Raw genomic sequence first — 24,645 nt, forward strand, 5'->3', positions numbered from 1 at the left:
GAAAAAAGCGGCCCATCGGGCCGCTTTTTTATTGTTTGTGTGCCGGGGTTATTCACCGGCCTCCGCCAGCGATGGCCGCGCAATCTTGTGTTTGCGTTCGCGCCAGACGATGACCATACCAGCGAAGATCACCACCGCCGCACCGGCCAGCACCATCTTTTCAGGGACTTCGCCAAACAGAAGCAACCCCAGCGCAATCGCCCACAGCATGGATGAGTATTCCAGCGGGGCCAGCGCCGATGGCTCGGCGTAACGGTAGCAATAAGTCAGGAAAATCTGGCCACAGCCCCCAAACAGGCCGCTGACAATCAGCCAGAAAATCTGCGCGTTACTTAAGGGGGCATGGTACCAGATCATGGCGATACCACCGGCGACCGCGGCCCACAGCATGAAATAAAACACAATGGCTTCGCTGCGTTCCGTGCTGCTCATCTGGCGGATCAGAATGGCAACGATCGCCATACCAAATGCGTAAAACAGCGCGCAGGCAATGCCGATTCCGGCATGGGTCGATGTAAGATAGTGCCAGTTCAGAATGGCCCCCAGACCGCCATGGGGCTGCACCATCAGCAGAACGCCAAGGAAGCCGACAATCACCGCGCCCCAGCGCCATGGTCCGACCTTTTCCCCCAGCATAGGAATTGCCAGAAGAACCACGAATACCGGGGACAGAAAGCCAAAGGCGGTGGCGGTGGCCAGGGGCAGAAACTGCACGGCAACGAAGTTAGCCGACATGGTTCCGGTGCCGATTAGCGAGCGGATGATGTGATAGATCGGCCGCTTGGTGTGCACCATGGCACCCAGACCACTGGTGAAATAGGTAAAGATAATCACCGGGATCAGTGCAAAGAAGCTGCGGAAGAACATCACCTGACTGACCGGTACAGTACCGGCCATCTTCACGGACGTGTACATCAGTGTAAAGAACAGCGTTTGCGCGATTTTCAGCGCAATACCGCGGGAGACATATTTTTGCATGCTTAGATTACAACCAGCCTCTACGCTTGAACCAGAGATACGGCGTGATCGCCGAGATCATCATGATCAGTAGTGAAATGGGATACGCCCACCACTGATCGAGTTCTGGCATGTGATGAAAATTCATGCCCCAGATCGAGGCAAACAGGGTCGGTGGCATGAACACCATTGCGGCCACCGACATGATCTTGATGATGTTGTTTTGGTCGATGTTGATCAGCCCCAGTGTGGCGTCCTGCAAATAACTTAGCTTGGTGGCGAGATAAGACGAATGGTCCTGCAGTGATTGCACGTCGCGCATCATAGTTTTGACATGGACCAGCACGTCTTTGTTTTCTTTGCGGTCGAGGCCCGATTGCAAAAAGGCCAGCATGCGGCCAATCGACAACAGGCTGTCACGGATCTTGCCGCTCAAATCCTGGCGGCGGCCGAGCGAGCGCAGCACACGCTGGAAGTCCGCCGAGGTGATGGGCCGTTCATCGCCATCGGGATCGAAGATGCGCTGCGAGATGATTTCGATTTCGCTGCTGACCCGTTCAAGAATATCAGCCAGCCGGTCGATGATGGTATCGAGCAGGGCGGCCAGAACATAGCCCGCCTTTTCGCCACCCAGAATGTTGCGCCGACTGCGGGCGATAAAGGTGCGAAATGGTTGCGGATCGGTATAACGCAGGGTGATGAGCTTGCCCTTGACCAGCACAAAGGTGACCACACCCGCCACCGGCTTTTCCGTGCCGGAATTGGCCAGTACCAGCGCGGTCATGAACAGGCCGCTGTCTTCTATATAAAGACGGCTTGATGCCTCGATCTCTTCCATGTCTTCGCGGGTTGGCAGTTCCATGCCGAGGGCTGTGTTGACCTGCAGCCGTTCTGCGGGCGAGGGATCGAACATGTCGATCCACAACGCCTCGCCAAACCGGGGCAGGACATCTTCCGCTGGGATGGTTTGCAGGCCACCATGACTGGGCAGATAGGTCGTGATCATCGCACACTTACCGGATTTACGGACCCCACTGTGGCGAACACGCCGGAATGCCTCGTTGGGCCGTTAAGAGATACTATTTGTTGGAGTGGAGTTCAATCGTCTACCGTCTACAGTATACGATTTATTGTCGCTATTAGCGGTACGTCCATGATGGTGGCCTTATAGTTTTAAGCACGTGCTCAAGGATTGAGCCAATTGCCTCATTAATATGGGGTAGAGACCCGGTCCAGGGGCAATGTCCGCCCCCAGCGGATCCAGAACGCCAACGCGGATGCCATGGCCTTCGGTCAATGTGTCAATCAGCTTTGGCGGGAATTGTGGTTCGCGAAACAGGCAGGTGGCATTGCCAGCGGCAATGGTCTGGCGCAGCGCCACCAGTCGTTGCGGGCCGACCGGGCGGTCTGGTGACACCGTTACCGAACCTGCGGCAGACAGGCCATAGCGCCGTTCGAAATACTGATAGGCGTCGTGAAACACCAGATAATGGCGGGCACGTATCGGGGCGACTTTGGCGCGCAATTCGCCGTCGAGCGCCGTCAGCGCGGCAATCTGGCGGGCAGCGTTCTGGCTATAGAGCTGCGCGTGCGCCGGGTCGGTTGCCGACAGTGCGGTGGCAATGGCGCGTGTCATCGCAATGGCATTTTGCGGATCAAGCCACAGATGCGGGTCAAAGGGGGCGCTGTGGTCGGCATCCTTCTGCCACAAGCCGCCTTCACGGGCGGGCAGGCGCAACACGCCGGGCACGCTGGCCAGCGCCACTACCCTGGCATGGGAAAGATTGCGCAAAGGGGCGTTGAGATAGGTTTCCAGATCGGGGCTGACCTCAAAGATCACCGAAGCCCCGGCAATCTTGCGCGCATCCGATGGCTTGAAGGAATAGGAGTGCACCGAGGCAGCCCCGCTGATGAGCAGATCCGGTGTTCCGGTCCCCTGCATGACCCCGGCCACCAGCGAATGGATCGGTTTGATCGTCGCCAGCACCGCCGGTGTTGCCATGGCGGGGTTGGCGGTGGTGCACAAGGTTGCCACGAGCAAAACGATAGTACCAAAAAACGCGTGTATTTTCTGAAGGGGCTTTCTCATCATGTTTGTAGTTTGGCAGATTGACCGGTTTCGATCAAACCTGACGTAATCGTAATCTTGCGGACATGTCGTGTCTGCATCGCTATTGCGATGGTAAAAGGCCCCATAGTTTCCAAAGCTTATCTATTTATTGAGCAGGCATGGCGCGCCTCATGACCGAGTTGCGGCAGACTGGCCGGGTGATTAGGTTGCCCGGACGAAAATAAACAGGATTTTGAAGCCAATGAAACGGGTGCTGTGCGGTTTGACCTTGTCGGGGGCAGTCTTGCTGGCGGGGTGTGGTTCTTCCGGTGATTTCGAGGCCCCTGTGCCGCAGATGACACCGCCGCCGCCGCCCGCGACGGTACCGGTGTCGAGCTTGTCGGTGTCGCTGGCGATTCCGGCTGGTGAAATTGCCCGCCTGGTCAATGACAAGACCACCGGCAAAGTGGCTGATATTCACGATCAGCCGATCAAATGTGCCATCGGTAATTGCAAGATGACGTTGGATGCCTCGCGCACCGGGCCGATTACCGTCGAAGCCAAGGATAACGCCCTGCATATCGGCGTGCCGTTCAACGTGAATGCGTCGTTCGCGTTGCCGGGTCTGTTGTCGGTGATCAAAAGCGATGCCCATGTCGGTGGCCATGCCGATCTGATCGCGGCGCCGACACTGGCACCCAACTGGCAGGTCGTGCCCAATGTCACCGGCAAGATGGTGCTGCAGAACAGTCAGGTTCATGTCGGCCCGCTCAACACCAATATGGCGGCGATCTGGAACGACAATTCTGATCTGTTGTCCAAGCCGCTGTTCCGCCTGATCGACCGCAAGATCGCCGACGGTCTGCACGAAGGTCCGCTGGTGGCCAAGCTATGGAATACCGCTTTTGATCCGATCAAGGTCAGTGATAACCCGGTGGCCTGGATGGTGTTGCAGCCGGAACATATCCATATCGGTACACCGACCACCGCCAACAATGCCTTGCAGCTGACGCTGGGGCTGGATGTACGGGCCGAGCTGTCTGCATCGGAAACGGCGCCGGCTGTGGCGCGTAAGCCTTTACCGGGCCCGACGATGTTCAAAGGTGGGGCTAACCATTTCAGTGTCGCCGTGCCGGTGGTGCTACCCTATGACAAGGCCACTCAGATTGCCTTTGACGCGGTGTCGAAAAGCCCGTTACGGGTCGGCAGCCACAGCCTCAAGATCACCAAATTGCAGATTATGCCCTCGGGGCAGGATGTCGTGGTCAAGGCCGCCTTCTGCATCGAGCATAACTGGGATGCTGCCGATATCCTGAAGGGGTGTGGTACGGGCTATTTGCGTGGGGTACCGACATTTGATCCCGCCAGCAACAAGATCCGCATCACCAATCTGCGCTATGATCTGCTGACCGAGGATTTCATGCTGCGGGTGATGCATTCGCTGGCTGGTCCCGCATTGGGACATGAACTGGAGAAGGGCTTCGCCTTTGATCTGTCCAAGGACATAGCCAAGGTGCAGCAGCAGATCCGGGCCGCCATGGCCAAGCCGCAGGGTTCGGCATTGCAGATTGCCGGTGCGGTAGACAGCTTTGGGGCCCCGTCCTTAGGCTGGACCAAAGATGGCTTTATCGCCACCATGTCGGCCAACGGCAGCCTGAAGGCAGAATTGCGCCCTTAATCGTTTGGGGGGACGGAAACTGCCGGCCCCCTCAAGCCTGCTGGCTAATTTCCTAAAATGTCGCAAACGCGGTAACCTTTTGGTAAGCTTGTTTTAAGCTACTGGTGCGGTTACCGCGTCTGTTTACGGGCGTTTTACCCCCATGCTTCTAGCGTAGGGTGGAATCCGCATACGGAGTGTTCCGGGCGTCGTATGCTGTGCGCCCAGACACCTGCGACAGGAATAGCCGATGAATATCTTCACCCGTCTGCGTTCCATATCGACCAAGGCCATCATTGCTGTTTTGGCGATGATTATTTTGTCCATTGCCATCAGTAGTATTTATATCCTGAATTACTTCAGCGGCGTTCTGGGCACCGACCGTCTCCAACAAAATATCCGTGCCGCCGAAATCATCCTTAATCCCGATCAGGCCCCCTACATCATTCGTGACGGGGCGCTCTATGCAGGCGAGCGCAAGCTGAACGGCGACTATTCTGCCGTTGATGAGATCGCGTCAGTCTTTGGTGGGGTTTCCACGCTGTTTCAGGATGGCATTCGCATATCGACTTCTGTGCGCAAAAAAGACGGCACACGGGCCATTGGCACCAAAATCGATCCCAAAGTTGCCCAGGTCACAATCACCCAAAAGAAGACTTATATTGGCGAGGCGATGGTGATTGGCCGGCCATTTATCACAGTCTATAAGCCGCTGATGGATCCGGGCGGCAAGGTCATCGGTGTCTTTGCCGTGGCCTTTGAAAAAAGGGTCTTTAACCAGACCTTCACCGATGCGGCGATCCGCGTTGCAATTGCGGGCCTGATCCTGGCGCTGTTGTGCGGCAGTGTTGGTGCCTTGCTGTTCCATCGGTTATTCATACCCTTCGGCCCGTTGGGCGAAAAAATGGCTGATGCCCAGAATGGGCGCTACTCTGAAGATGTGCCCTATACCGAGCGCAAGGATGAATTTGGTCGTCTCGCCCAGGTTATTCTGGCCTTCAATCGCAACATGATTCATCAGGAAACGGCGCGTAAGGCCGCAGAACTGGCTAAGATCGCTGCCGCGGAAGAGCAGAAGCTGGCCGAAGCAGATGCGCGCCGTCAGAGTGAACTGCTGGTGGTGCGGACCTTCGGTGAAGGCATCAGGGCGCTGGCGGATGATGATCTGGCCTTCCGGCTGGGTGAAGATGTGCCGGATGCGTATCTGGAGCTCAAGGATAATTTCAACGCCGCGATTGCCAAATTTGAACGCAATCAGCAGGAACGTGAAGAAGCCTCGCATCAGCGCGAAGCCGATCGCATTGCGGCGGAAAAGTCAAAGATGGAAGCCGAGGAAAAGGCCCGCCAGCGCTCGGTCGATCTAGTGGTGGCGTCCTTTGGCGAGGGGCTGGCTGCGCTGGCCCGCCGCCATCTGGCCTATCGGCTCAAACACGATATGCCCGAGGAATATCACATCCTGCAGGATGATTTTAACAACGCGATCTCGCAGCTTGAAGAAGCGATGATCGACATTGATACACAGGCCACCGACATCGCCAACAGTGCGGCCGATATCAGCCGCGCCGCGCAGGAGATGGCCGGGCGGACCGAGCGGCAGGCGGCAAGTCTGGAAGAGACCGCGGCCGCAGTCAACGAAATCACATCCAATGTCGGTAAGTCGGCGGAAAACGCCCATGCTGCCAGTGACAAGGCACAGGATGCCCGCAGCAATGCCGAACGCGGCAATACGGTGGCGGTGCGGGCGGTCGAGGCCATGCGCCGGATCGCCAAATCGTCTAATGAAATATCCAGCATTATTGGCGTGATTGACGAGATCGCGTTCCAGACCAATCTGCTGGCACTGAATGCCGGTGTTGAAGCTGCCCGCGCCGGTGAAGCCGGGCGTGGCTTTGCGGTGGTGGCACAGGAAGTGCGTGCCCTGGCTGGTCGTTCGGCGGAAGCTGCCCGTCAGATTAAAAGTCTGATCAAGACCAGTGATGAAGAAGTTACCGGTGGTGTCAAACTGGTCGAGGAAAGTGGCGCGGCACTGGTGACGATTGTCGCCGATATCGCTAGTATCTCGGATCTTGTGATTAAGATTGCAGACTCTCAGCAGGAACAGGCCCACGCTTTGCGTGAAATCGATACGGCGGTCAGTCAGATGGATCAGTCGACACAGCAGAACGCTGCCATGGCCGAGCAAAGCCATGCCGCCGCTGATGCTATGGCCGGCTTTGCCCACGAGCTGGCAACCTTGGTTGCGCATTTTGAGACAAGTCGGCGGTTATTACCTCATTCTGCATCTGGCCGCGAAGCCGCCTGAGGCCATCATCAATAGGGGGAGGGCACAATGGAATTTTTGCCCTGGCGTGCCGAATATGAAATCGGGATCACCGAACTGGATGCCGAACACAAGCAGCTCGTAACTGTTGTTAACACGTTGTATCACAATATGATTCCGGGTATGTCGGATTCGTGTTTCACGGGGCTGATCCAAAGTCTGATCGATATTGCTGACACCCATTTCCGTCATGAAGAGGTGATGTGGGCTAATACGGGCTACCCCGAAGCCGATGCCCATCACCGCCATCATGTTGAATTGCTGCGCATGATCGAATCGTATCGCGAGGTGGTTGCGGATCGCAGCGACCCCGAGCAATCTCTTGAAAATATGCGTTTCCTGCGCGCCTGGGTGATGGACCACATCAAGGCTGACGATGTCAGGCTGGGCATCTACCTTAAAGAAAAAGGCATGCACTGATCCTTTCGTAGCGACGTGTTTTTTCTGTGCCGGTTTGACAAAATGCCTACTCCCGGTATTCATACACATCGGGGACACGTGGCATAGGACGGCAGATGGCATTTCCGCCTTGTTGTTTTTTACCCCGGTGTCGGGGTGTGAAGTTTCAGGTCCTTTCGACGGAGCCTTTTCGAAATCGCGCCGCGTTCGGGCTGGCATCTTTGGCGCTCGTGGTTTCCGTAACGGCAAGTGCCGCAGCGCAATCCCTTAGCTTTGAGGCTGCCACCCAGATGGTGCTGGCCCGCTCCGATGCGCTGGTGGCGGCCCGTGCCGGGGTGGACAGCCAAAGCCATCGCGCCAATTCGCTCGACTATCTTGACTATCCCCGTGTCGGAATCGAAGCCAAGGCGCTCGATTCCGAAAAGACCGTCAAGCTAGATCTGTCGGGATTGCAGGATAGTGCGGCCAGCATTCTGCCTTTGCTGAGTTCGACCTATGGTGCGGCACTGGCCTCGGAAATTCCGGCCAGCAAAGTGATTGGCAAGCACAACAGTGGGATCCAGTCCAACATCACGGCGTCCTTGCCGCTCTATACCGGTGGTAAAATTGGTGCCACACAACAGGCTGCAAAAGCCGGGGTACGTCAGGCCGGAGCAGAACTGACCCTGACCGAGCAAACCCTGCGCACTCAGCTGGCGCAGATCTATTTTCTCTATCAGCTTTCGGTGCGGGTGCGGGATGTGCGCATTGAAGCGCGCAATGGCCTGAAGCTGCATCTGCAAAACGCCCAACAGTCGGAAAAGGCCGGTGTTACCGCCCATGCCCAGACCTTGCAGGCCAAGGTGGCGTATGATGAGACCGAACGAAACCTGGTCCAGGCCGAGGCGGATATGCATTCAGCCGCTGTGGCGCTTACCAATCTTTTGCACGTTAATGCCACACCGCAGGTGGCATCGCCTTTGTTTGTCGGTACGCAGCCCTTGCCCCCGGTGCGGCAGTTCATTGATACAGCTCTCGAAAAACATGCGCAGCTCGCCCGGCTGGCGGCCATTGATGATGCTGCGGGGCAGGCCGTGCGGATCGAGGGATCGGAACGTCTGCCACAGGTCTATGTCTTCGGCGAATATAATGTCGCCGGGCGTAATTGGAATCTGACTATGCCGGACTGGGCCTTTGGTCTTGGGGTGCGCTATGAGTTATTTTCCGGCATCAACCGGTCCGAGGCCGAAGAAGCCGCGGTGCAGCGCCAGACCCAGGTGCAGGCCCAGATCCGCCAGACCCGCAATGATCTCGAAACGATGGTGTCACGGGCCTATAACGATTTGTCGGCGGCTCAGGAACGCTTTCGTCTGACCGAAAGCAATATCGTTTCGGCACAGGAAAATGTGCGGGTGCAGAGCGCGTCGTTTCACTCCGGCTATGCCACGTCAATTGACGTTGTCGATGCGCGTCTGGCTTTGAGCCGGGCCGAGATCGACCGGGCTCAGACGGCCTATCAATATGACGAAGCCCTGGCGCGCTTGCTTGCGGCCTGTGGCGAGGCGGAATCCTATGGCACTTATGTTGCCAAAGCTGATCGGGTTGTCCAATGAGCGCAATTGAACCAGTCATCGAACCACCCCAGCCTTCGAAAATCGGCATGTTGATTTCAACACTAATTCTGCTGGTTATTCTGGGTATTGTCGCCCTTGGTCTGTATCTGGCGCAAAAGCCTGCGCCGTTTCTGGTGCAGGGGGTGGTGCAGACGGATGATGTCCGCGTCTCGCTCAAAACCACCGGGCGCATCATGCATCTTTATGCCCATGAAGGTGATCGGGTGACAAAGGGCCAGGTACTGGCCACCATCACCAGCCCGGAAATCGATGCGGCACTGGCGCAGTTGCGCCGGGCGCAATCTGCCGATGATCTGGCCCAAAGCACGTGGGCCCGTGTCTCGACCTTGTATAAGGCCGGGGTTGTTCCGGCGCAAAAGCGTGACGAGGCCGAGGCTAATGCCCGTGCCGCCGCTGATGCGGTCAAAGCCGCCCGCACCACCCCGACCACACTGGCCGATGGCGCGCGGATTGCCGTAAGTGGCGGGGCGCTGGAGGTTCTGGCACCCATTGATGGTGAGATTTCGACCCGCGAGGCCAATGAAGGCGAACTGGCCCCCGCGGGCTATCCGATGTTCACGCTGATGGCGCCGGGCAATGTCTGGGTCCAGCTTAATCTGCGTGAAGACCAGTTTCATGGCCTAAAAATGGGGCAGATTATCGACGGGGAAATTCCGGCATTGGGACTGACGGGGCGCTTTCGGGTTACCTATATCGCCGCGGAAGGAGATTTTGCCACCTGGCGTTCGGTGCGCCAATCCTCGGGCTATGATGTACGCAGTTTCGAGGTCCGTGCCCGCCCGGTGGCCCCCATCGCCGGTTTACGCCCCGGAATGAGTGTGCTGGTGCATCATTTGTAAGGGACCTGTGATGACCGGCTTGGGGCGCGCCTTCTTACCGGCACTGAACCGGGAACTGAACTTCCTTTGGCACAGTCCATGGGATCTCGCACTCAACAGCGTGTTGCCGGGGTTGCTTATTGTCTTGATGGCGCTGTTATTTATCAGCGGCACGCCGCGTGATCTGCCCGTGGTGGCGGTCGATAGCGATCACACCGATTTAAGCCGCAATGCCATCCGTATGCTGGATGCAGCGCCGGGCGCTGCGGTAATTGCCACCAAAACCGATCTGGCGGCGGCATGGCCGCTGATCCGTACCGGCAAAGCCTATGGCGTGTTCTATATCCCGCCCCACGCCAGCCGTGATGTGCGTAGCGGTGTTGGGGCGCATTTCGTGCTTTATACCGCATCGCCCTATTATACCGCTGCGGCGACGCTGTCGCGCGATGCGGGCAATGTCGTCACCGCGCTGGGTGTTCAGCTGATGGCAGACGAGATCGCCCGGCGTGATCTGCCCCATGTGCGCGCTGCGCCAGTGGCGGTACAACTGACCACTCTGTTTAACTCCGGTACCAGTTATGAACTAATGATCGTCAGTCTGCTGCATCCGGCCATTATCATCATCTTGCTGTCGGGTGCGGCCATGTCTGCGGTGGGGCGTGAATTTTCCACGCGTAGATTTGGTCAGTGGATTAAAAGCCGATGTGACGTGCTGCCCGCCCTGATCGGAAAATTGTTGCCCTATCTGCTGTTATATTTTCTCTATGCCATGATCTGCCTGATCTGGCTCAGTGGCTGGCGCGGCTATCCGATCCGTGGCTCGTGGGCGTTACTGGTTGTGGGCTATGGTCTGATGCTAGTGGCCTATGCGTTCCTGGGGGCGGCCATTGTGGCGGTCTCGCGTGATGTGGCGATGGCGCTTGGTGCGGCGGCGGTTTATGCCTCCTCAGCGCTGGCGTTTTCTGGGGCGCTGTTTCCCATTCGGGGTGCGCCACTATTTTCGCAAAGCTGGAATGCGGTGCAGCCTTACACCTGGTACAGCCAGATATCGGCCTCGCTGTGGCAGATGGGGGCCCCGGACGGGGCGGTGCTACGCCCGATATTGATCCTTGCGCTGATGGTTGTGGTGACCGGGGCTGGGGCATGGCTTGCGCTGGACTGGGCGGCCCGTGAAGATCGGCGGGGCACATTATGAGCTTCTTTGCGGCCTATTTCTCTACTTTGCGCGACGTTGCCACCGACCGTTCCGGAGCCCTGATGCTGATCCTGTCGATCCTGATTTATTCGTTGTTCTATCCGGTGGCCTACAGCCATCAGGTCACATTGCATGTTCCTGTGGCGGTGGTTGACCTTGATAACAGCACTTTAAGCCGCAAGCTGGTCCAGGCGGCAGCGGCGGTGCAGGGCGTGACCGTGGTTGATCATGTCGGCTCGCAGCAAGAAGGGCGGCGGTTGCTCGAACGCGGCGATGTCGATGCGCTGCTTTGGATTGGGCCCGGTTTCGAGCGGGACGTGCTGCAGGGCAAGGCTGGTGATGCCGCGCTGTTCGGCAACGGGGCCTATCTGGTACGGACCCGCGCAGCGCTGTCAGCGCTGGCCGGGGCGCTCAATAAGGCCGCGGTCGATGCCGTGCATATGATGCTGCCCGCCATCGGCGTGCCGGAACGGGTGCCGGTGCAGCTGGTGGTCCATCCACTCTATAATACTTCGGAAGGTTATGGCAGCGCGATCGTGCCCGGTGTGATGGTGCTGGTGGTGCATCAGACTCTGCTGCTGGGCATCGGTCTGATGATGGCGACGTGGCGCGCCCGCTTCGGTGCCGGAATGTCGGTGAAGTGGTTTTTCGCCCGGGCGCTGGCCTTTTTCACCATCGGCTGCGGCGGTCTGTTTTATTTCTGCGGTATGGCGTTCTGGCAGCAGGATTACCCGCGTGGCGGCAACATGACCGGGCTGATGCTGGCGGGCCCCTTGTTCGTGCTGGCCGTGGTGATGGCCGGTATGTTTCTGGGCAGTTTCTTTACCCGGCGCGAGCAGCCGGGGCAGTTGCTGCTGGCGACTTCGCTGCCGATTTTTTTCCTGACCGGTCTGTCCTGGCCGCAGGCGCATCTCGCTCCTTGGTTGATCGGTCTGGCCAAGGCGTTTCCCGCCACCAGTGGTATTCACATCGTCGTAAAACTGGTACAAATGGATGCATCATTATCCGAGGCTGCGGCCGAGCTGACCAATCTGGCCATACTGGCGGCATTGTTCGCCATGTTGGCATGGTGGCGTTTGTGCTGGCGACCTGTTCGTAAGGACGTTATCGCATGATCCCTGACCGGCGTTCGTTTCTGGCCGCGACTGCCGCCATGATCAGTCTGGGGCCCGCCGCTCTGGCCAGCAAGGAAAAGACCATGTTTCGCATCGGGGCCATTGCCGATGTTCAATATGCCGACAAGGCCGATGCGCCGCCGCACTTCTATCGCGCCGCGAAAGCAAAGTTGCAGGCTGCGCTGGGCGAGCTGAACCGCCATGACCTTGGTTTTGTCGTTCATATGGGCGATTTTATCGATGGCGGCTGGGAGAATTTCGCCCCCATCAAAGCCGTGGCGGATCAAAGTCGTCACCCATGGCATTTCGTGCTTGGCAACCATGATTTCAGTGTGGCTGACGACAAGAAGCTACTGGTTCCCATGGAACTCGGCATGCCAGCGCGCTATTACGATTTTGCCTATGGGGGCTGGCACTTCGTTGTGCTCGATGGCAATGACCAGTCGACCTATGCCTGGCCTGCGGGCAGTACTGAAGAATATGCGGCGCAGGACTTGCTGAAAAACACCTATCCGGCGGGTAAGCTGTGGAACGGCGCTGTCGGACCGCAGCAAGCGCGCTGGCTCGAAAATATCCTGACCGCGACGGACACATCCGGTACGCCGGTGGCTTTGCTGTGCCATTTTCCGATTTATCCGCCAGGCGATGAAAACATTCCGTTGTGGAATGCGGCGGCGATGGTGGCGGCAATTGAACCGCACCCGTCGGTTAAAATTTGGCTGAATGGGCACGAGCATAAGGGCGGTTATGCCGAAAAGGCCGGTATTCACTACCTCAATCTCAAAGGTATGTTGGATACCGACGAAAACGCCTTTGCCGTGTTGGATTTTACCCCTGGCAAGATCGTGGTGCACGGTTATGGTCGCGAAACCAGCCGCGAACTGGTGCTGCGCTAGGGGCGGGTCTTTTTCAGCGCGGCGATCAGGTCACAGACCAAGCCTTCCCAGTCACCGCGCCGGGCCTGACGGAAAAGTCGGGCGCTGGGGTACCATGGGCTGTCGGTCCGGTCAGTGAGCCAGCGCCAGTCGGGCGCAAACGGCAGCATCAGCCATACTGGTTTGTTGAGTGCGCCGGCCAGATGCGCCACCGACGTATCGACTGCAATCACCAGATCCAATGCGCTGGTCAGCGCGGCAGTATCGGCATAATCATATAAATCCGCACAATGAATCTGCAGCTGGGGCAGGGCACTTAACAGCGTGCGGTCGTCCGGGCGGAGGTCTTTTTGCAGAGCATGAAATTCGTATGGCTCGGCGAGCAAGGGGCTTAAACGGGCCAGCGCCATCGATCGGGTACGGTCAGGCACCAGACCGGGGCGGCCGGACCACACCAGCCCGATGCGTGGCCGGGTGCGCAGGCCAAGTCTGGCGCTCCACTGTGCCTGCCGGGCCGGATCGGCAGTCAGATAGGGCGTCTGGTTCGGAATGGTCTTAACCCGGGTGGCAAAGGCGGCGGGCAGGCTCATCAGCGGGCAGTGCAGATCAAAGTCGGGCAGCGTTTGCGTGCTGCCCTGCGCCAGTAGGGTGAAATCGCCCTTCAGTGTCTCCAGCAGTGGCAGCAACGGTTTAGGGGCCTCAAACAGCACCCGGGCACCGGCTGCGGCCACCATCGGCACATAGCGGCAAAATTGGATGGTATCGCCAAAGCCCTGCTCGGCATGCAGCAGGATGGTCTTGCCGGCAATCGGCTCGCCCTGCCACAGCGGTTGGTGAAAGCCGCGTGTGGCTGCCGGCGGCAGGGCGCATCGCCAGCGTTCCTCAAAATGCGGCCAGCCCGCCGCATAATCGCCCAGTAACAGCTCGACCATCGAACGGTCCCAGCGCGCATCGGCATAGCCGGGTTTGTGGGCCTCGGCCCGGGTGTAGGCGGCAATGGCCTCGGGCAAGCGACCAAGTTCGCGCAGGATGTTGCCGTGGCAGCAGTGGGCCTCGGCATAATCGGGGTAGCGCTTCAGGGTCAGTTCGCACTCGATCAGGGCTTCTTCTGGGCGGGCCAGCTCGGTCAGCGCAATAGCACAGTTGTAATGGCCTTCGCGCCCGGTGGGATCGAGGGCGGCGACCTGACGATAGGCTGTAAGCGCATCTTCTGGGCGTCGCAGTGCCCGGAAGGCATTGCCACGATTGTTGTGGGCACCAACATGGCGTGGGGCGAGATCAAGCACGCGGTCAAAGCCCGCCAGCGCGGCGTCGGGCTGGCCAAGCGATAACTGCAGGCAGGCCCGGTTATAGAGCGCGTCTATATAGTCCGGGCGCAGGGTGATTGCCCTGTCGTAATCGGTCAGGGCGTCTGTGTGGCGCTTCTGGGCCAGATACAAATTGCCCCGGTTAAAACAGGCATCGGCAAAATCGGGTTTCAGCGTCAGGGCGCGGGTGAAATCTTCCTCGGCCAGTGCATATTTGCCAAGGCTCATGCGGGCGGTGGCGCGGTTGGCAAGCGCCAGCGGCAGATCGGGCTTTAGTGCCAGTGCGGTGTCGAGCAGCGTTTCCGCCCCTGCTGCATCGCCACATTGCAGGGCCGCGGTACCGGCCAGAAAATGCAGATGGCTGTCGTTCACGTTGCCGGGCAGCAACTGGCGATATAGCGACAGCGCCGCCGCTGCCTGACCCGACTGGTGCAGGCCAATGGCGATCTTTTTCAGGGCATGCGGCGCAATGTTGGTTCTGTCTGGCAAGGTGTTGCTGCAATAAAGAGTTCTGTCCTTGGGGTAGCATGGGGTGCCCTGACGGTCCAGCGCCAAGGAAAACGCGCCGCCCCATCAGGGCGACGCGCTTTGCCAAGGACCATGGAGGGGCCTTATAGGGGTTACAGGCTGGTATAGGCCAAGGTGGGCTGGGTGCCGTACCACGGATTATGATCAGCCAGCGACGCACCGTTGCGGTCATTATCCCGCAGCGAGTTTTCGCCGAAATAGACCCGCAGGCCGACCATCAGCATATTATTCGGGCTGATCATCTTCTGATCATAGTCGCTGCTGCTGTCACGCAGTTTGTTGAAGTTGCTGATGTAGTTGCCCTGATAGCTGGCGAAGACGCTCAGCGGCATATCATGCAGCTTGTATTCGACCTTGGTATTCCAGTTCACAAGGTTGACATTGTTGCGATAGCTGCCGTCCGCCGTATAGTCGTTCTGCTCCAGTGCCGCCCCGATGCCGCCAGAGAAGGCAAGGTTGTCGGTGAAGAAGTAATTGGCACCGAGATAGGCATTCCAGGAAGCGGTCCGGGTATATTGCAGATCGCCCTGAAACACACTGGAATAGCTGACTTGCGCATCAAGCGAAGTATTGGGCGCGCCCAATCCATCCAGAAACCATTTGCCGTCCAGACCGGCGGTGACAAAGCGGCTGTCCTTGACGTTACCAACCGAGCCGAAAACGCCAAAAAGGCTATTGGCATTGCGGCTGTAGAGGTGGGCGCCAAAGCCATCACTTGATGTGTTGGTGCTGCCATAACCGATATTCTGGCCCGAAACATCGAACTGTACCCCAAGATCGGGTAACAGATTCATATTGATATGGCCCAAGCCACCCAACGTCGATGTATCATGCTGATTATGCGTGCCGAGGCCCGCAGTATCGTCATAATGATTGGCTTCCGTCTGATACCCCATTCCGCCGAAGATTTCGCCATAACCAGAAACGGTGTTTTCAGCAGCAAGTGTCGGTGCTGCAATCAAGGCGCAGGCACCAGCAAGCAGGGATGCACGAACAGCTAACATTTCAGTTCCTCTCATAAGACTAAAATCCACTACCCCGCTTAGGAAGACGTATCCCCCCGGCGGAAATAGCGGGTTGTAATCCCCCGCCATGCGAATTGTTTCAATTTGCATCGCAACGGATCATGTAAGTGGCTGGTTTGGGGAAACAAGACGTTAGCAAAAATCATCTGGATAACGCGCCGCTATGTTACAAATAATGACGCAATAAATGTGGTGTTTTGTATTTTATGTGTCCGCAGATTTTGCGGAAATTTTTACGAATGGGATTACCCGTGATTGCTGCCAGTGTGTGGCGTTTGGGCTTCTGGTTCGCATTTATGTGATAAACATGTAAAAAAGTACGTATACGCATTATTACCGGTCTGTTCAGGCGTCGTTCAGCTAAGGTCTCTATGCGCGTCTGATCCACACCGGCGCATACGTATGCACCCCCTTGGCGAAATGGCTTAACCGCTTCTATGATGGCCGGATAACATAAGGCCAAAAATGGCTGTCAGGGGGATGGGGATGGGCGATCAAACATTTTCGCCAAATGTACCGGCGTCAAAAGCCAGAGCGCAAGTTTCGTTCTGGTCGATCTGGAATATGTGTTTTGGCTTTCTCGGCCTGCAGTTTGGCTGGGCTTTGCAGAACGCCAATGTCAGCCGGATTTTCCAGACTTTGGGGGCCGATGTTGGCACCATTCCGATTTTATGGGTGGCCGCGCCGCTGACCGGGTTGATCGTGCAGCCGCTGGTCGGCTATCTGTCGGACCGCACCTGGTGCCGGCTGGGACGGCGGCGGCCCTATTTCCTAGTCGGGGCTATTCTGGCCTCGGCGGCACTGATCGCCATGCCGCGTTCGCCCAGTCTGTGGTTTGCCGCCGGGCTGTTATGGCTGCTGGATGGCTCGATCAATGTGTCGATGCAGCCGTTCCGCGCCTTTATCGGCGATTTGCTGCCCCCGTCGCAGCGGGCCTCTGGTTATGCCGTGCAAAGCTTCTTTATCGGTATCGGTTCGGTGGTTGCCAGCGCCTTGCCCTGGCTGCTCAGCCATTATGGGGTCGCCAATGTGGCTGCCGATGGTGAGATCCCGGCCAGTGTGCGCATTGCATTCGATCTGGGTGCGGTGGTGTTGCTGGTGGCGGTATTATGGACGGTGTTGAGCTGCCGCGAATACCCCCCAGATGCGGTGGAAGCCTTTAGCGACGATGCGCCGCCTTTGCCGGTGCGGCTCGCCGATCCGCGCCGCGGACTGATATGGGGGATGGTCTGGGGTGTGATCGGGGCGGCCCTCATCACCGCAATTTACCGTTTCAGGCTTGATCCGCAGCTGTATCTTTTATCGGTCGGGCTGTTGTTGTGGGGCACAGCGTTGCTGACCCACCGCCATGGTAAGGGGCCGCTGAGCGCCATGCTGGTCAAGCTGCAAACTATGCCGCGGATGATGGTCGAACTTGCTCCGGTGCAGTTCTTCTCCTGGGTGGGTTTTTTTGCGCTGTGGATTTATGCCACTCCGGCGGTAGCGCAGCGGTTTTATGGCACCATTGATCCCCACGCCGCCGCTTATAATGAGGGGGCCAACTGGGTCGGCATCCTGTTTGCCGCCTATAATGGTTTTGCTGCGCTGGGTGCAATTGTCATTCCCCTGCTGGTACGCCGTTTCGGTATCGGTAAAAGCCATATGCTTAATCTGTGGCTGGGGGCTGCCGGGTTCGTGGTGTTTCTGCTGATCCGCGATCCGGTCTGGTTGGTTGCCGCCATGATCGGGGTTGGCTTTGCCTGGGCCTCAGTCCTGTCATTGCCCTATGCGCTGTTGTCCGACCATGTGCCCGCGGCTCAAATGGGCCTCTATATGGGGGTGTTCAACCTGTTCGTGGTCATCCCCCAACTGGTGGCGGCCAGTGTGCTCGGCTTCCTGCTGAAAAGTTTCTTTGGTGGCGCGCCGATTTTCGCCTTTGCCCTAGGCGGGGGCAGTTTCCTGATCGCTGGTCTTTTGATGTTGCGGGTCCGCCATTCTCCCACTTGAACGGCGGGTAACCAGACGGGTCGGCAGGATTTTAGATTCTGCCACCTCGCCGCGCACTTGAGCGAGCAGTGTTTCGACCAGGGTTTCCCCTGCCTGCCGGACATCCTGTGCCACGGTGGTTAGCGGCGGGTTGGAGTGTCGGGCGATGGGAATGTCGTCGAAACCGGCCACGGCGACATCTTCAGGAATGTGCAGGCCGCGTTCCTGTAAAACCCGCATGGCACCAATGGCGATCAGGTCGCTGGCGGCGAAGACGGCATCAAATGGGATGCCACGACCGATCAGGGTTTCTGCCGCCTCGAACCCGGCGCTTTCGGTGAAATGGGCATCGACACGCAAATCCGGATCGGGGGTAAGGCCCGCTTCCTCCAGTGCGGCGGTATAACCACGGTAGCGCTCGAAAAACTCAGGGAAATGGCTAGATGCAGTGCCCAGAAAGGCAATGGTCTTGTGCCCGCTGGCGGTAAGGTGACGTACCGCGTCGCGGCTGCCGCAGAAATTGTCGCTGCCGACCGAGATACCGGGCTGGCCGGTTTCAACCGCGCCCCAGCGTACAAAATGGGTGCCTTGCTGGACCAGCTTTTCCAGTTTGGCGCGGTAGACCAGGTAGTCGCCATAGCCCAGCAGAATAATCCCATCAGCTTTACGGCTATCCTCGTAATCTTTGTGCCAGTCGTTAGAGAGCTGCTGGAACGAGGTCAGCACGTCGTAGCCGCGCCACGCGCAGGCCCGCGCGATCGAACCAATCATCGACAGGAAAAAAGGGTTGATGTTGGAATCGTCTGGCGTCGGGTCTTCGAAGAACAGCAGCGCCAGCGTATTGGTACGTTGGCGGCGCAGGGCCGAGGCATTCTTGTCGACCTGATAGTTCATTTCCTGTGCAATGGCTTCAATCCGCCGTCGGGTGGCTTCATTGATGACCTTGTCGCCCCGTAACGCCCGCGATACCGTCGATTGCGACACCCCCGCCCGATAGGCGATGTCAAACGATGTCGCCCGGCCATGCGGCAGCGGTTTGCCCGCTTCGCCCTGTTTCATACGCCTGTCCCCCCCTTACCCCCACACCCCTGTGTGTAGTCCCATTCAATGCAGGTCTTGCTCTGCCACTGTAGCATCGGTACCGCCCTGCGCAACTGCCCGGATTTAGGCTTGTATGCAGTAAGACAGCGGTTACCATATTGTGAAACAAGGTTCAAAACTGTGTTGTACAGTGCACTGATCAACTCGAAAATGCCTCGTTGTTGCCAAAAGTCAGCAAACCAGAATCGATTTGAATGAATACGTATGCGGGCGGGTTGGCAGGTGCCGCGAATAAACCCAGTATCCTGCCACAACAAGTGCCGAATTCGCCTGTGGATAAACTGCAAGCGCGGCGGCAGCTTAAAGCCAGATGTGCCGATAGAGCACATGCGGGAGGGATCAAATGAAATCACTTAACCCCATCAGCACCAGACTTTTGGCCAGCTGCGCCATTGCCGCTTTTGGCCTGGCCACCGGCGCCTATGCGCAAGACGCGGATGCCATCGAAACCGTGGTTATCACGGGGTTCCGCGCCAGCCTGGAAAACACCATTGCCCTCAAGAAAGATGCCAAGCAGATTGTTGAGGCCGTGTCGATGGAAGATGTCGGCAAACTGCCGGATCAGAGTATTGCCGAGGCCATTGCCCGGCTGCCCGGCCTGACCGCACAGCGCGTCAATGGCCGTTCACAAGATATCAGCATCCGTGGCTTGTCGCCTGATTTTTCAACCACGCTGCTCAATGGTCGCGAACAAGTCGCCACCAGTAATAACCGCAGCGCCGAATATGACCAGTATCCGGCTGAGCTGATGGCTGGTGTGGTGGTCTTTAAGACTCCGACGGCAGATCTGGTCGGGCAGGGCTTGTCGGGCACAGTCGATATGAAGACCATTCGCCCGCTGGATTATGACCACCGCATTGTATCGTTTAATGCCCGCGGTGAAGCCGGATCGCAAGGCCGCATGATGCCGACCATGCCGATGTTTGGCTTCAGGGCAAGTGGCACCTATGTTGATCAGTTTTACAACAACAAGCTCGGCATCACGATCGGGCTGGCCCATATGGCGTCGCCGCAACAGTTCCTGGAATACGGTAGCTGGGGCTATGCTGATGTCGGTTCTACCGGCTATGTCGCCTCGGGCGGTGCCAAGTTGCAGGCCAATACCGACCTGTTGACGCGTTCATCCGCCCTGCTGACGGTACAATACCGACCGGACGAACATTTCGAGAGCACGCTCGATATGTTCTATACCAAATATAAGGATAAGCTGGAGTTTATTCGGGCCGAACTGCCGCTCTATTCCTGGGGTGGTGACAGCTATGGTAACAGCATAGGTCTCAATAGCGGCTATACTGTTTCTGGTGATGGTCTGGTGACGGCGGCGACCTATTCTGCCGGTGTCAAAGCGGTGGTACGTCAGGAAGTAGATCGTCATAACAACGATCTGTTCGCTATCGGCTGGAAGAATGAATATATCAGCGGCAGCTGGACATCTGCTATTGACCTTAACTGGTCGAGCGTGCAGCGCCGTGATCAGTGGTTCGAATCCTATGCTGGCACCGGGCGTGCGGGGCATGGTGCACTCGATTATATGAGCTTTAAAAACAACAGTCAGGATGTGCCTGTTTTTAACAGCACCCTGAACTATGGCAGCTATGATACCATCGTGCTGACATCGTCACAGGATTGGGGGGAGTATCAGTCCACCGGTGAGGGTGTGCATGGTGGTCAGGCTGGTTACCTCAATTATCAAACTGTGCATGATTATCTGACATCGGTACGGGTTAGCACTGAAAAGACTTTTGAAGATTTTTTCATCAAGAAGGTATCGGCGGGTTTCTACTATGCCAACCGACATAAAGGGATGTCACCGCAGGAATACTATATCGATCTGGCGGCGAACGCGGCATCATATGCAGCAAACGGCACCTATTCCAATCTGGTGGTACCGGAGCAATACCGTAATGGGACTTCTGGCGCGCTGAAGTATTTCGGCCTGTCAAACATTGTGACGTGGGACGCCGAAGGCTTGTTACATGGCGGTTACTACGTCAAATCGTCTAACCAGAATGCCGACGTTGCCGTCAAGGGTTGGCAGGTCGATGAAATGACCTATACCGGCTATGTCCGGGCGGACGTTGATACAGAAGTTGCGGATATTCCGATTGCCGGCAATATCGGTCTGCAGGTGGTTGAAACCCATCAAAGCTCGGATGGTTATGCAGCATCCAATACGACAGGGCTTTACGGCAACAATGTCGAGGTGCGCGGCATTGCAAATTATGCTGACTTCCTACCCAGCCTGAACTTAAGCGCCCGATTTAACGACGATAATATCCTACGCCTGGGGGCTGCGCGTGAACTGGTTCGGGCACGTATGGACCAGATGTCGGCCGCGAACGAGTTCAGCTATAGCACCACATTGGCCACATCAACCGATCTGGCACATTCGCCGTGGAGCGGCACGGTCGGTAATCCGAAACTTAAGCCTTGGATGGCAGATGCGGTTGATTTGTCGTACGAGCTGTATTTTGCCAAAGACGCTTATGTGTCGGTCGCGGTGTTTTACAAATATCTGGAAAACTACATCTACAAAAAGAACCAGCTTTTTGATTTCTCCGGCTATAGCTACACCGGGGATACTCCTGTGCTAATGAACGGGTATGTCACCCAGTACGTCAATGGCAAGGGGGGAGATTTGCAAGGTGTCGAATTTAGTATGGCACTGCCTGCTAATATTATCGACGAGATGCTGGATGGTTTCGGTTTGACGTTCAACGCCTCTTACACCGACAGTAATATCAAGCAAAATGCCACATCGAAACAGTGCCGGGGTTATCAAAATCAGTTCTAAATGTTACGGCATATTATGAGAAAAACGGCTTCTCAGTCCGTATCAATGAAAGCTATCGCTCGCGCTTCCTGGGGGAGGTGACGGGGTACGGTGCAGGCTTGCAATCAAAGAGTATAGATGAGCAGGGCTGGCTGGATGGTCAGATCGGTTACACCTTCCAATCCGGTACGATGGAAGGGGCATCCGTCTTGTTCCAGGTCACCAATATCACCAACCAAAAACAGGTTCAGTATCAAGAAAACACGCTTGATAAGGCGGATCGCAGCCGTGTGTTGGATTGGCAGCGTTACGGAACTCAGTTCCTGTTTGGTGTCACGTATAAGCTGTAATGTTTCCAGTCTGCCACCTGCCGGTTTTCTGACCGGTGGGTGGCGGCGCTGCGGATACAGATCTGCAGCATGAGGGGATGGAGAGGTTCCATGCGTAAAAGCGCGCTCGCCGCTGCTGCGCTGTTAATTGGGTGTTGGCAAGGCGTTTATGCCGAAACAAACACGACGCAACTTACTTCGTTGCGGGCCCGATTACCGCAGGATGAGGCAATCTATTTTCTTTTACCTGATCGCTTTGAAAATGCCGATCCCAGTAATGACCGGGGTGGCTTAAACGGTGACCGGTTGCAAACGGGTTATGATCCCACTTCAAAGGCGTTCTTTCATGGTGGGGATCTAAAAGGTGTCATCTCACGGCTGGACTATATCCAATCACTGGGCATGACAGCGATTTGGGTCGCACCGATTTTTAAAAACAAACCCGTACAGGGGCCGCCTGGTGATGAATCCTCCGGCTATCATGGCTACTGGATTACCGATTTTACCAGGCCAGATCCGCATTTCGGAACGGAATTAGATTTTAAAGCTTTGGTTGATGCTGCGCATGCGCGGGGCATGAAAGTTTATATGGATATTGTGGCAAACCACACTGCCGATGTTATTCGTTATCACGAATGCTCCGATAATGGCTGCGTGTATCGTTCGCGAGCGGATTACCCTTATACAAGGCAGTTAGGTACACAGGGTAAACCAATAAACAATCGATTTCTTGGTGACACGGTTGGGACGGAAGAGAACTTTTCGCGCCTGACCCGACCTGATTATGCCTACACGCCCTACATTCCAAAAGGCGAAGAGCATGTAAAAGTGCCGGATTGGCTCAACGATCCGATCTATTATCATAATCGGGGCAATACGACCTTTGATGGTGAAAGCTCGACGATGGGAGATTTCTCTGGGCTTGATGATCTGATGACCGAGAACCCGCGTGTCGTCAAAGGCATGATTGATATTTATGCCGCCTGGATTGAGAAATATGGCATCGATGGTTTCAGGGTTGATACGGAACAGCACGTTAATCCTTCCTTCTGGCAGGCGTTTGTGCCAGCCATGATGGCCAAAGCAAAGGCAGTTGGAATTCCACATTTCCATATTTTTGGGGAAGTGGGCATGGATGGTGTGGAAACAGAGCGTACTGCGCGCCATAGCCGTGAAGACGGTATGCCTTATATGCTTGATTATCCATTTGCCATTGCGGTTCGGCAGGTTTTAGCCGGAACCGGTGGAACAGATATTCTGGCTAGGCTTTTTGCAGATGATGTGCTGTATGACGGCGGTGTTGAAACCGCAATGCGTCTGCCGACCTTTATCAGCAATCACGATCAGGGCCGCTTCGGATTTTTTGTACGTCAGGCGTTTCCCAATGCCTCGGACGATGCGGTACTACGGCGCGTTATTCTAGCCCATGCGATGCTGTTTACGTTGCGTGGCGTTCCAGTAGTCTATTACGGCGATGAACAGGGTTTTGCCGGTACAGGCGGTGATCAGGCCTCAAGAGAAGATATGTTCGCCAGTAAAGTCGCGCTCTATAACAGTGAGACGCTTATCGGCACTCGTGCGACCACTATCCAGTCCAGTTTTAATCCGCAGCATCCGCTTTATGGTGTAATTGAAAATCTGGCCAAGTTACGCAGGAGCTATGCCGCGCTGAGCCGTGGCAGGCAGATCGTGCGCGATTATGTCAAAACACCGGGTTTGTTTGCTGTTTCTCGGATTGATCCGGTCAGCGGTGCTGAAATCGTTATCGCTTTTAACACCGGCACAACAGCAGTCACGGCTAATGTTGAAATCGATGCCAGATCCGCTGTCTTTTCAAGTTTGCATGGTGCGTGCCCCGCAAAGCCTGTCGCCCCGGGCAGCATACGCATTACTTTGGCGCCGCTTGATTACATTATCTGCAAGGCGGAGGTGCAGTCATGAACCTTCATGCTTGTTTGTTTGATCTGGATGGCGTGATTATTGATACCGCTAAATATCACTATCTTGCATGGCGTGAACTGGCGACAGAACTGGGATTCGTTTTTACTGAACAGGATAACGAGCGGCTTAAAGGTGTCTCGCGGATGCGTTCGCTTGATATCCTCCTTGAAGTTGGTGGTTTGGTGTTTAGCAATGATAAAAAATTACAGCTGGCTTCACAAAAAAATGCGCATTACCTTGAACTTGTGATGCGAATGCCGCCGGAAGAAGTATTACCTGGCGCGGTTGATTTCGTTCAGGCGTGTAAAAAAAAGGGGCTTAATGTTGGGATTGCTTCGGCCAGTAAAAACGCTCCGGCAATATTACAACATATGCAACTGTCATCTTTGTTCGACATTGTTGTCGATGGTAATATGGTCTCTCATACCAAGCCAAACCCGGAAGTTTTTTTGATTGGGGCAAAGTTACTTTCAGTTCTACCGCGATCCTGTGTGGTGTTTGAGGATGCTGCGGCAGGGGGGGAGGCGGCACACCGTGCAGGGATGTTTTGCGTAGGGATTGGGAATCGCACGAACCTGCCTATGGCTGACATGATCGCCACAGGGCTTTCCAAGCTTACAGTTCAGGATGTGCTGCGCGAACATGCGGCACACGTCAGCGTTTCTGAGCAATAACAA

Annotated in this window: 19 protein-coding genes; 13 read left to right on the forward strand and 6 right to left on the reverse strand. The window is 56.5% G+C overall.

Features of this window, described 5'->3' with window-relative positions:
• Positions 1-48: 48 nt before the first annotated feature.
• From ACZ5RI_RS07220 to ACZ5RI_RS07230, 3 genes are all read right to left on the reverse strand, one after another.
• The gene (locus tag ACZ5RI_RS07220; RefSeq protein ID WP_464515433.1) at positions 49-978 is read right to left on the reverse strand and encodes a DMT family transporter; all 930 of its coding nucleotides are present in this window, start codon (positions 976-978) and stop codon (positions 49-51) included.
• Between the two features lie 7 nt (positions 979-985).
• On the reverse strand, positions 986-1,963 hold the full coding sequence (locus ACZ5RI_RS07225; RefSeq protein ID WP_464515434.1) for a magnesium transporter CorA family protein: 978 nt from the start codon (positions 1,961-1,963) through the stop codon (positions 986-988).
• 159 nt (positions 1,964-2,122) lie between these two features.
• Positions 2,123-2,992, reverse strand: coding sequence for a zinc ABC transporter substrate-binding protein (locus tag ACZ5RI_RS07230; RefSeq protein WP_464515435.1), 870 nt, complete (start codon positions 2,990-2,992; stop codon positions 2,123-2,125).
• Between the two features lie 277 nt (positions 2,993-3,269).
• Here ACZ5RI_RS07230 and ACZ5RI_RS07235 point away from each other — a divergent pair, with 277 nt between their 5' ends.
• The 8 genes from ACZ5RI_RS07235 (at position 3,270) to ACZ5RI_RS07270 (ending at position 13,020) form a co-directional block, all read left to right on the forward strand.
• Positions 3,270-4,685 carry a DUF4403 family protein gene (locus ACZ5RI_RS07235; protein WP_464515436.1) on the forward strand — a complete coding sequence of 472 codons (1,416 nt, stop codon included), beginning with the start codon at positions 3,270-3,272 and terminating at the stop codon, positions 4,683-4,685.
• Between the two features lie 229 nt (positions 4,686-4,914).
• Entirely contained in the window at positions 4,915-6,966 is a 2,052-nt protein-coding gene (locus tag ACZ5RI_RS07240; protein WP_464515437.1) for a methyl-accepting chemotaxis protein, read from the forward strand.
• A 27-nt stretch (positions 6,967-6,993) separates the two neighbouring features.
• Positions 6,994-7,404: a bacteriohemerythrin gene (locus ACZ5RI_RS07245; RefSeq protein WP_464515438.1), complete on the forward strand. Its 411-nt coding sequence runs from the start codon at positions 6,994-6,996 to the stop codon at positions 7,402-7,404.
• Positions 7,405-7,613: 209 nt separating this feature from the next.
• Positions 7,614-8,975 (forward strand): TolC family protein, encoded by a 1,362-nt coding sequence (locus ACZ5RI_RS07250; protein ID WP_464515564.1) that lies wholly within the window; start codon positions 7,614-7,616, stop codon positions 8,973-8,975.
• Complete coding sequence (locus tag ACZ5RI_RS07255; RefSeq protein ID WP_464515439.1) at positions 8,972-9,835, forward strand: HlyD family secretion protein; 864 nt, start codon at positions 8,972-8,974, stop codon at positions 9,833-9,835. The genes ACZ5RI_RS07250 and ACZ5RI_RS07255 overlap by 4 nt, the downstream gene beginning before the upstream one ends.
• Positions 9,836-9,845: 10 nt before the next feature.
• Positions 9,846-11,009, forward strand: a complete 1,164-nt coding sequence (locus tag ACZ5RI_RS07260) for an ABC transporter permease (protein ID WP_464515440.1) — start codon at positions 9,846-9,848, stop codon at positions 11,007-11,009.
• Positions 11,006-12,124: an ABC transporter permease gene (locus ACZ5RI_RS07265; protein ID WP_464515441.1), complete on the forward strand. Its 1,119-nt coding sequence runs from the start codon at positions 11,006-11,008 to the stop codon at positions 12,122-12,124. Before ACZ5RI_RS07260 ends, ACZ5RI_RS07265 begins: the two co-directional genes overlap by 4 nt.
• Positions 12,121-13,020 carry a metallophosphoesterase gene (locus ACZ5RI_RS07270; protein ID WP_464515442.1) on the forward strand — a complete coding sequence of 300 codons (900 nt, stop codon included), beginning with the start codon at positions 12,121-12,123 and terminating at the stop codon, positions 13,018-13,020. The genes ACZ5RI_RS07265 and ACZ5RI_RS07270 overlap by 4 nt, the downstream gene beginning before the upstream one ends.
• On the opposite strand, the gene ACZ5RI_RS07275 is transcribed toward ACZ5RI_RS07270, so the two are convergent.
• Both ACZ5RI_RS07275 and ACZ5RI_RS07280 read right to left on the reverse strand, forming a co-directional pair.
• Positions 13,017-14,795, reverse strand: a complete 1,779-nt coding sequence (locus ACZ5RI_RS07275; protein ID WP_464515443.1) for a tetratricopeptide repeat protein — start codon at positions 14,793-14,795, stop codon at positions 13,017-13,019. The two genes, ACZ5RI_RS07270 and ACZ5RI_RS07275, sit on opposite strands and share 4 nt — an antisense overlap.
• Positions 14,796-14,926: 131 nt before the next feature.
• Positions 14,927-15,838 carry a hypothetical protein gene (locus ACZ5RI_RS07280; protein ID WP_464515444.1) on the reverse strand — a complete coding sequence of 304 codons (912 nt, stop codon included), beginning with the start codon at positions 15,836-15,838 and terminating at the stop codon, positions 14,927-14,929.
• A 507-nt stretch (positions 15,839-16,345) separates the two neighbouring features.
• Between ACZ5RI_RS07280 and ACZ5RI_RS07285 the strand changes: the two genes are divergently transcribed.
• A complete protein-coding gene (locus ACZ5RI_RS07285) occupies positions 16,346-17,845 on the forward strand; it encodes an MFS transporter (protein ID WP_464515445.1) in 1,500 nt (499 codons plus the stop codon).
• Here ACZ5RI_RS07285 and ACZ5RI_RS07290 read toward each other — a convergent pair.
• On the reverse strand, positions 17,780-18,883 hold the full coding sequence (locus tag ACZ5RI_RS07290; protein ID WP_464515446.1) for a LacI family DNA-binding transcriptional regulator: 1,104 nt from the start codon (positions 18,881-18,883) through the stop codon (positions 17,780-17,782). The two genes, ACZ5RI_RS07285 and ACZ5RI_RS07290, sit on opposite strands and share 66 nt — an antisense overlap.
• Positions 18,884-19,268: 385 nt before the next feature.
• Here ACZ5RI_RS07290 and ACZ5RI_RS07295 point away from each other — a divergent pair, with 385 nt between their 5' ends.
• From ACZ5RI_RS07295 to pgmB, 4 genes are all read left to right on the forward strand, one after another.
• Positions 19,269-21,719 carry a TonB-dependent receptor gene (locus ACZ5RI_RS07295; protein WP_464515447.1) on the forward strand — a complete coding sequence of 817 codons (2,451 nt, stop codon included), beginning with the start codon at positions 19,269-19,271 and terminating at the stop codon, positions 21,717-21,719.
• A complete protein-coding gene (locus ACZ5RI_RS07300) occupies positions 21,692-22,048 on the forward strand; it encodes a hypothetical protein (protein WP_464515448.1) in 357 nt (118 codons plus the stop codon). The genes ACZ5RI_RS07295 and ACZ5RI_RS07300 overlap by 28 nt, the downstream gene beginning before the upstream one ends.
• A 90-nt stretch (positions 22,049-22,138) precedes the next feature.
• On the forward strand, positions 22,139-23,968 hold the full coding sequence (locus tag ACZ5RI_RS07305) for an alpha-amylase family glycosyl hydrolase (protein ID WP_464515449.1): 1,830 nt from the start codon (positions 22,139-22,141) through the stop codon (positions 23,966-23,968).
• Positions 23,965-24,642: a beta-phosphoglucomutase gene (pgmB, locus tag ACZ5RI_RS07310; protein ID WP_464515450.1), complete on the forward strand. Its 678-nt coding sequence runs from the start codon at positions 23,965-23,967 to the stop codon at positions 24,640-24,642. The genes ACZ5RI_RS07305 and pgmB overlap by 4 nt, the downstream gene beginning before the upstream one ends.
• The last annotated feature ends 3 nt before the right edge of the window (positions 24,643-24,645 follow it).

The sequence above is a fragment of the Micropepsis pineolensis genome, assembly GCF_055392125.1.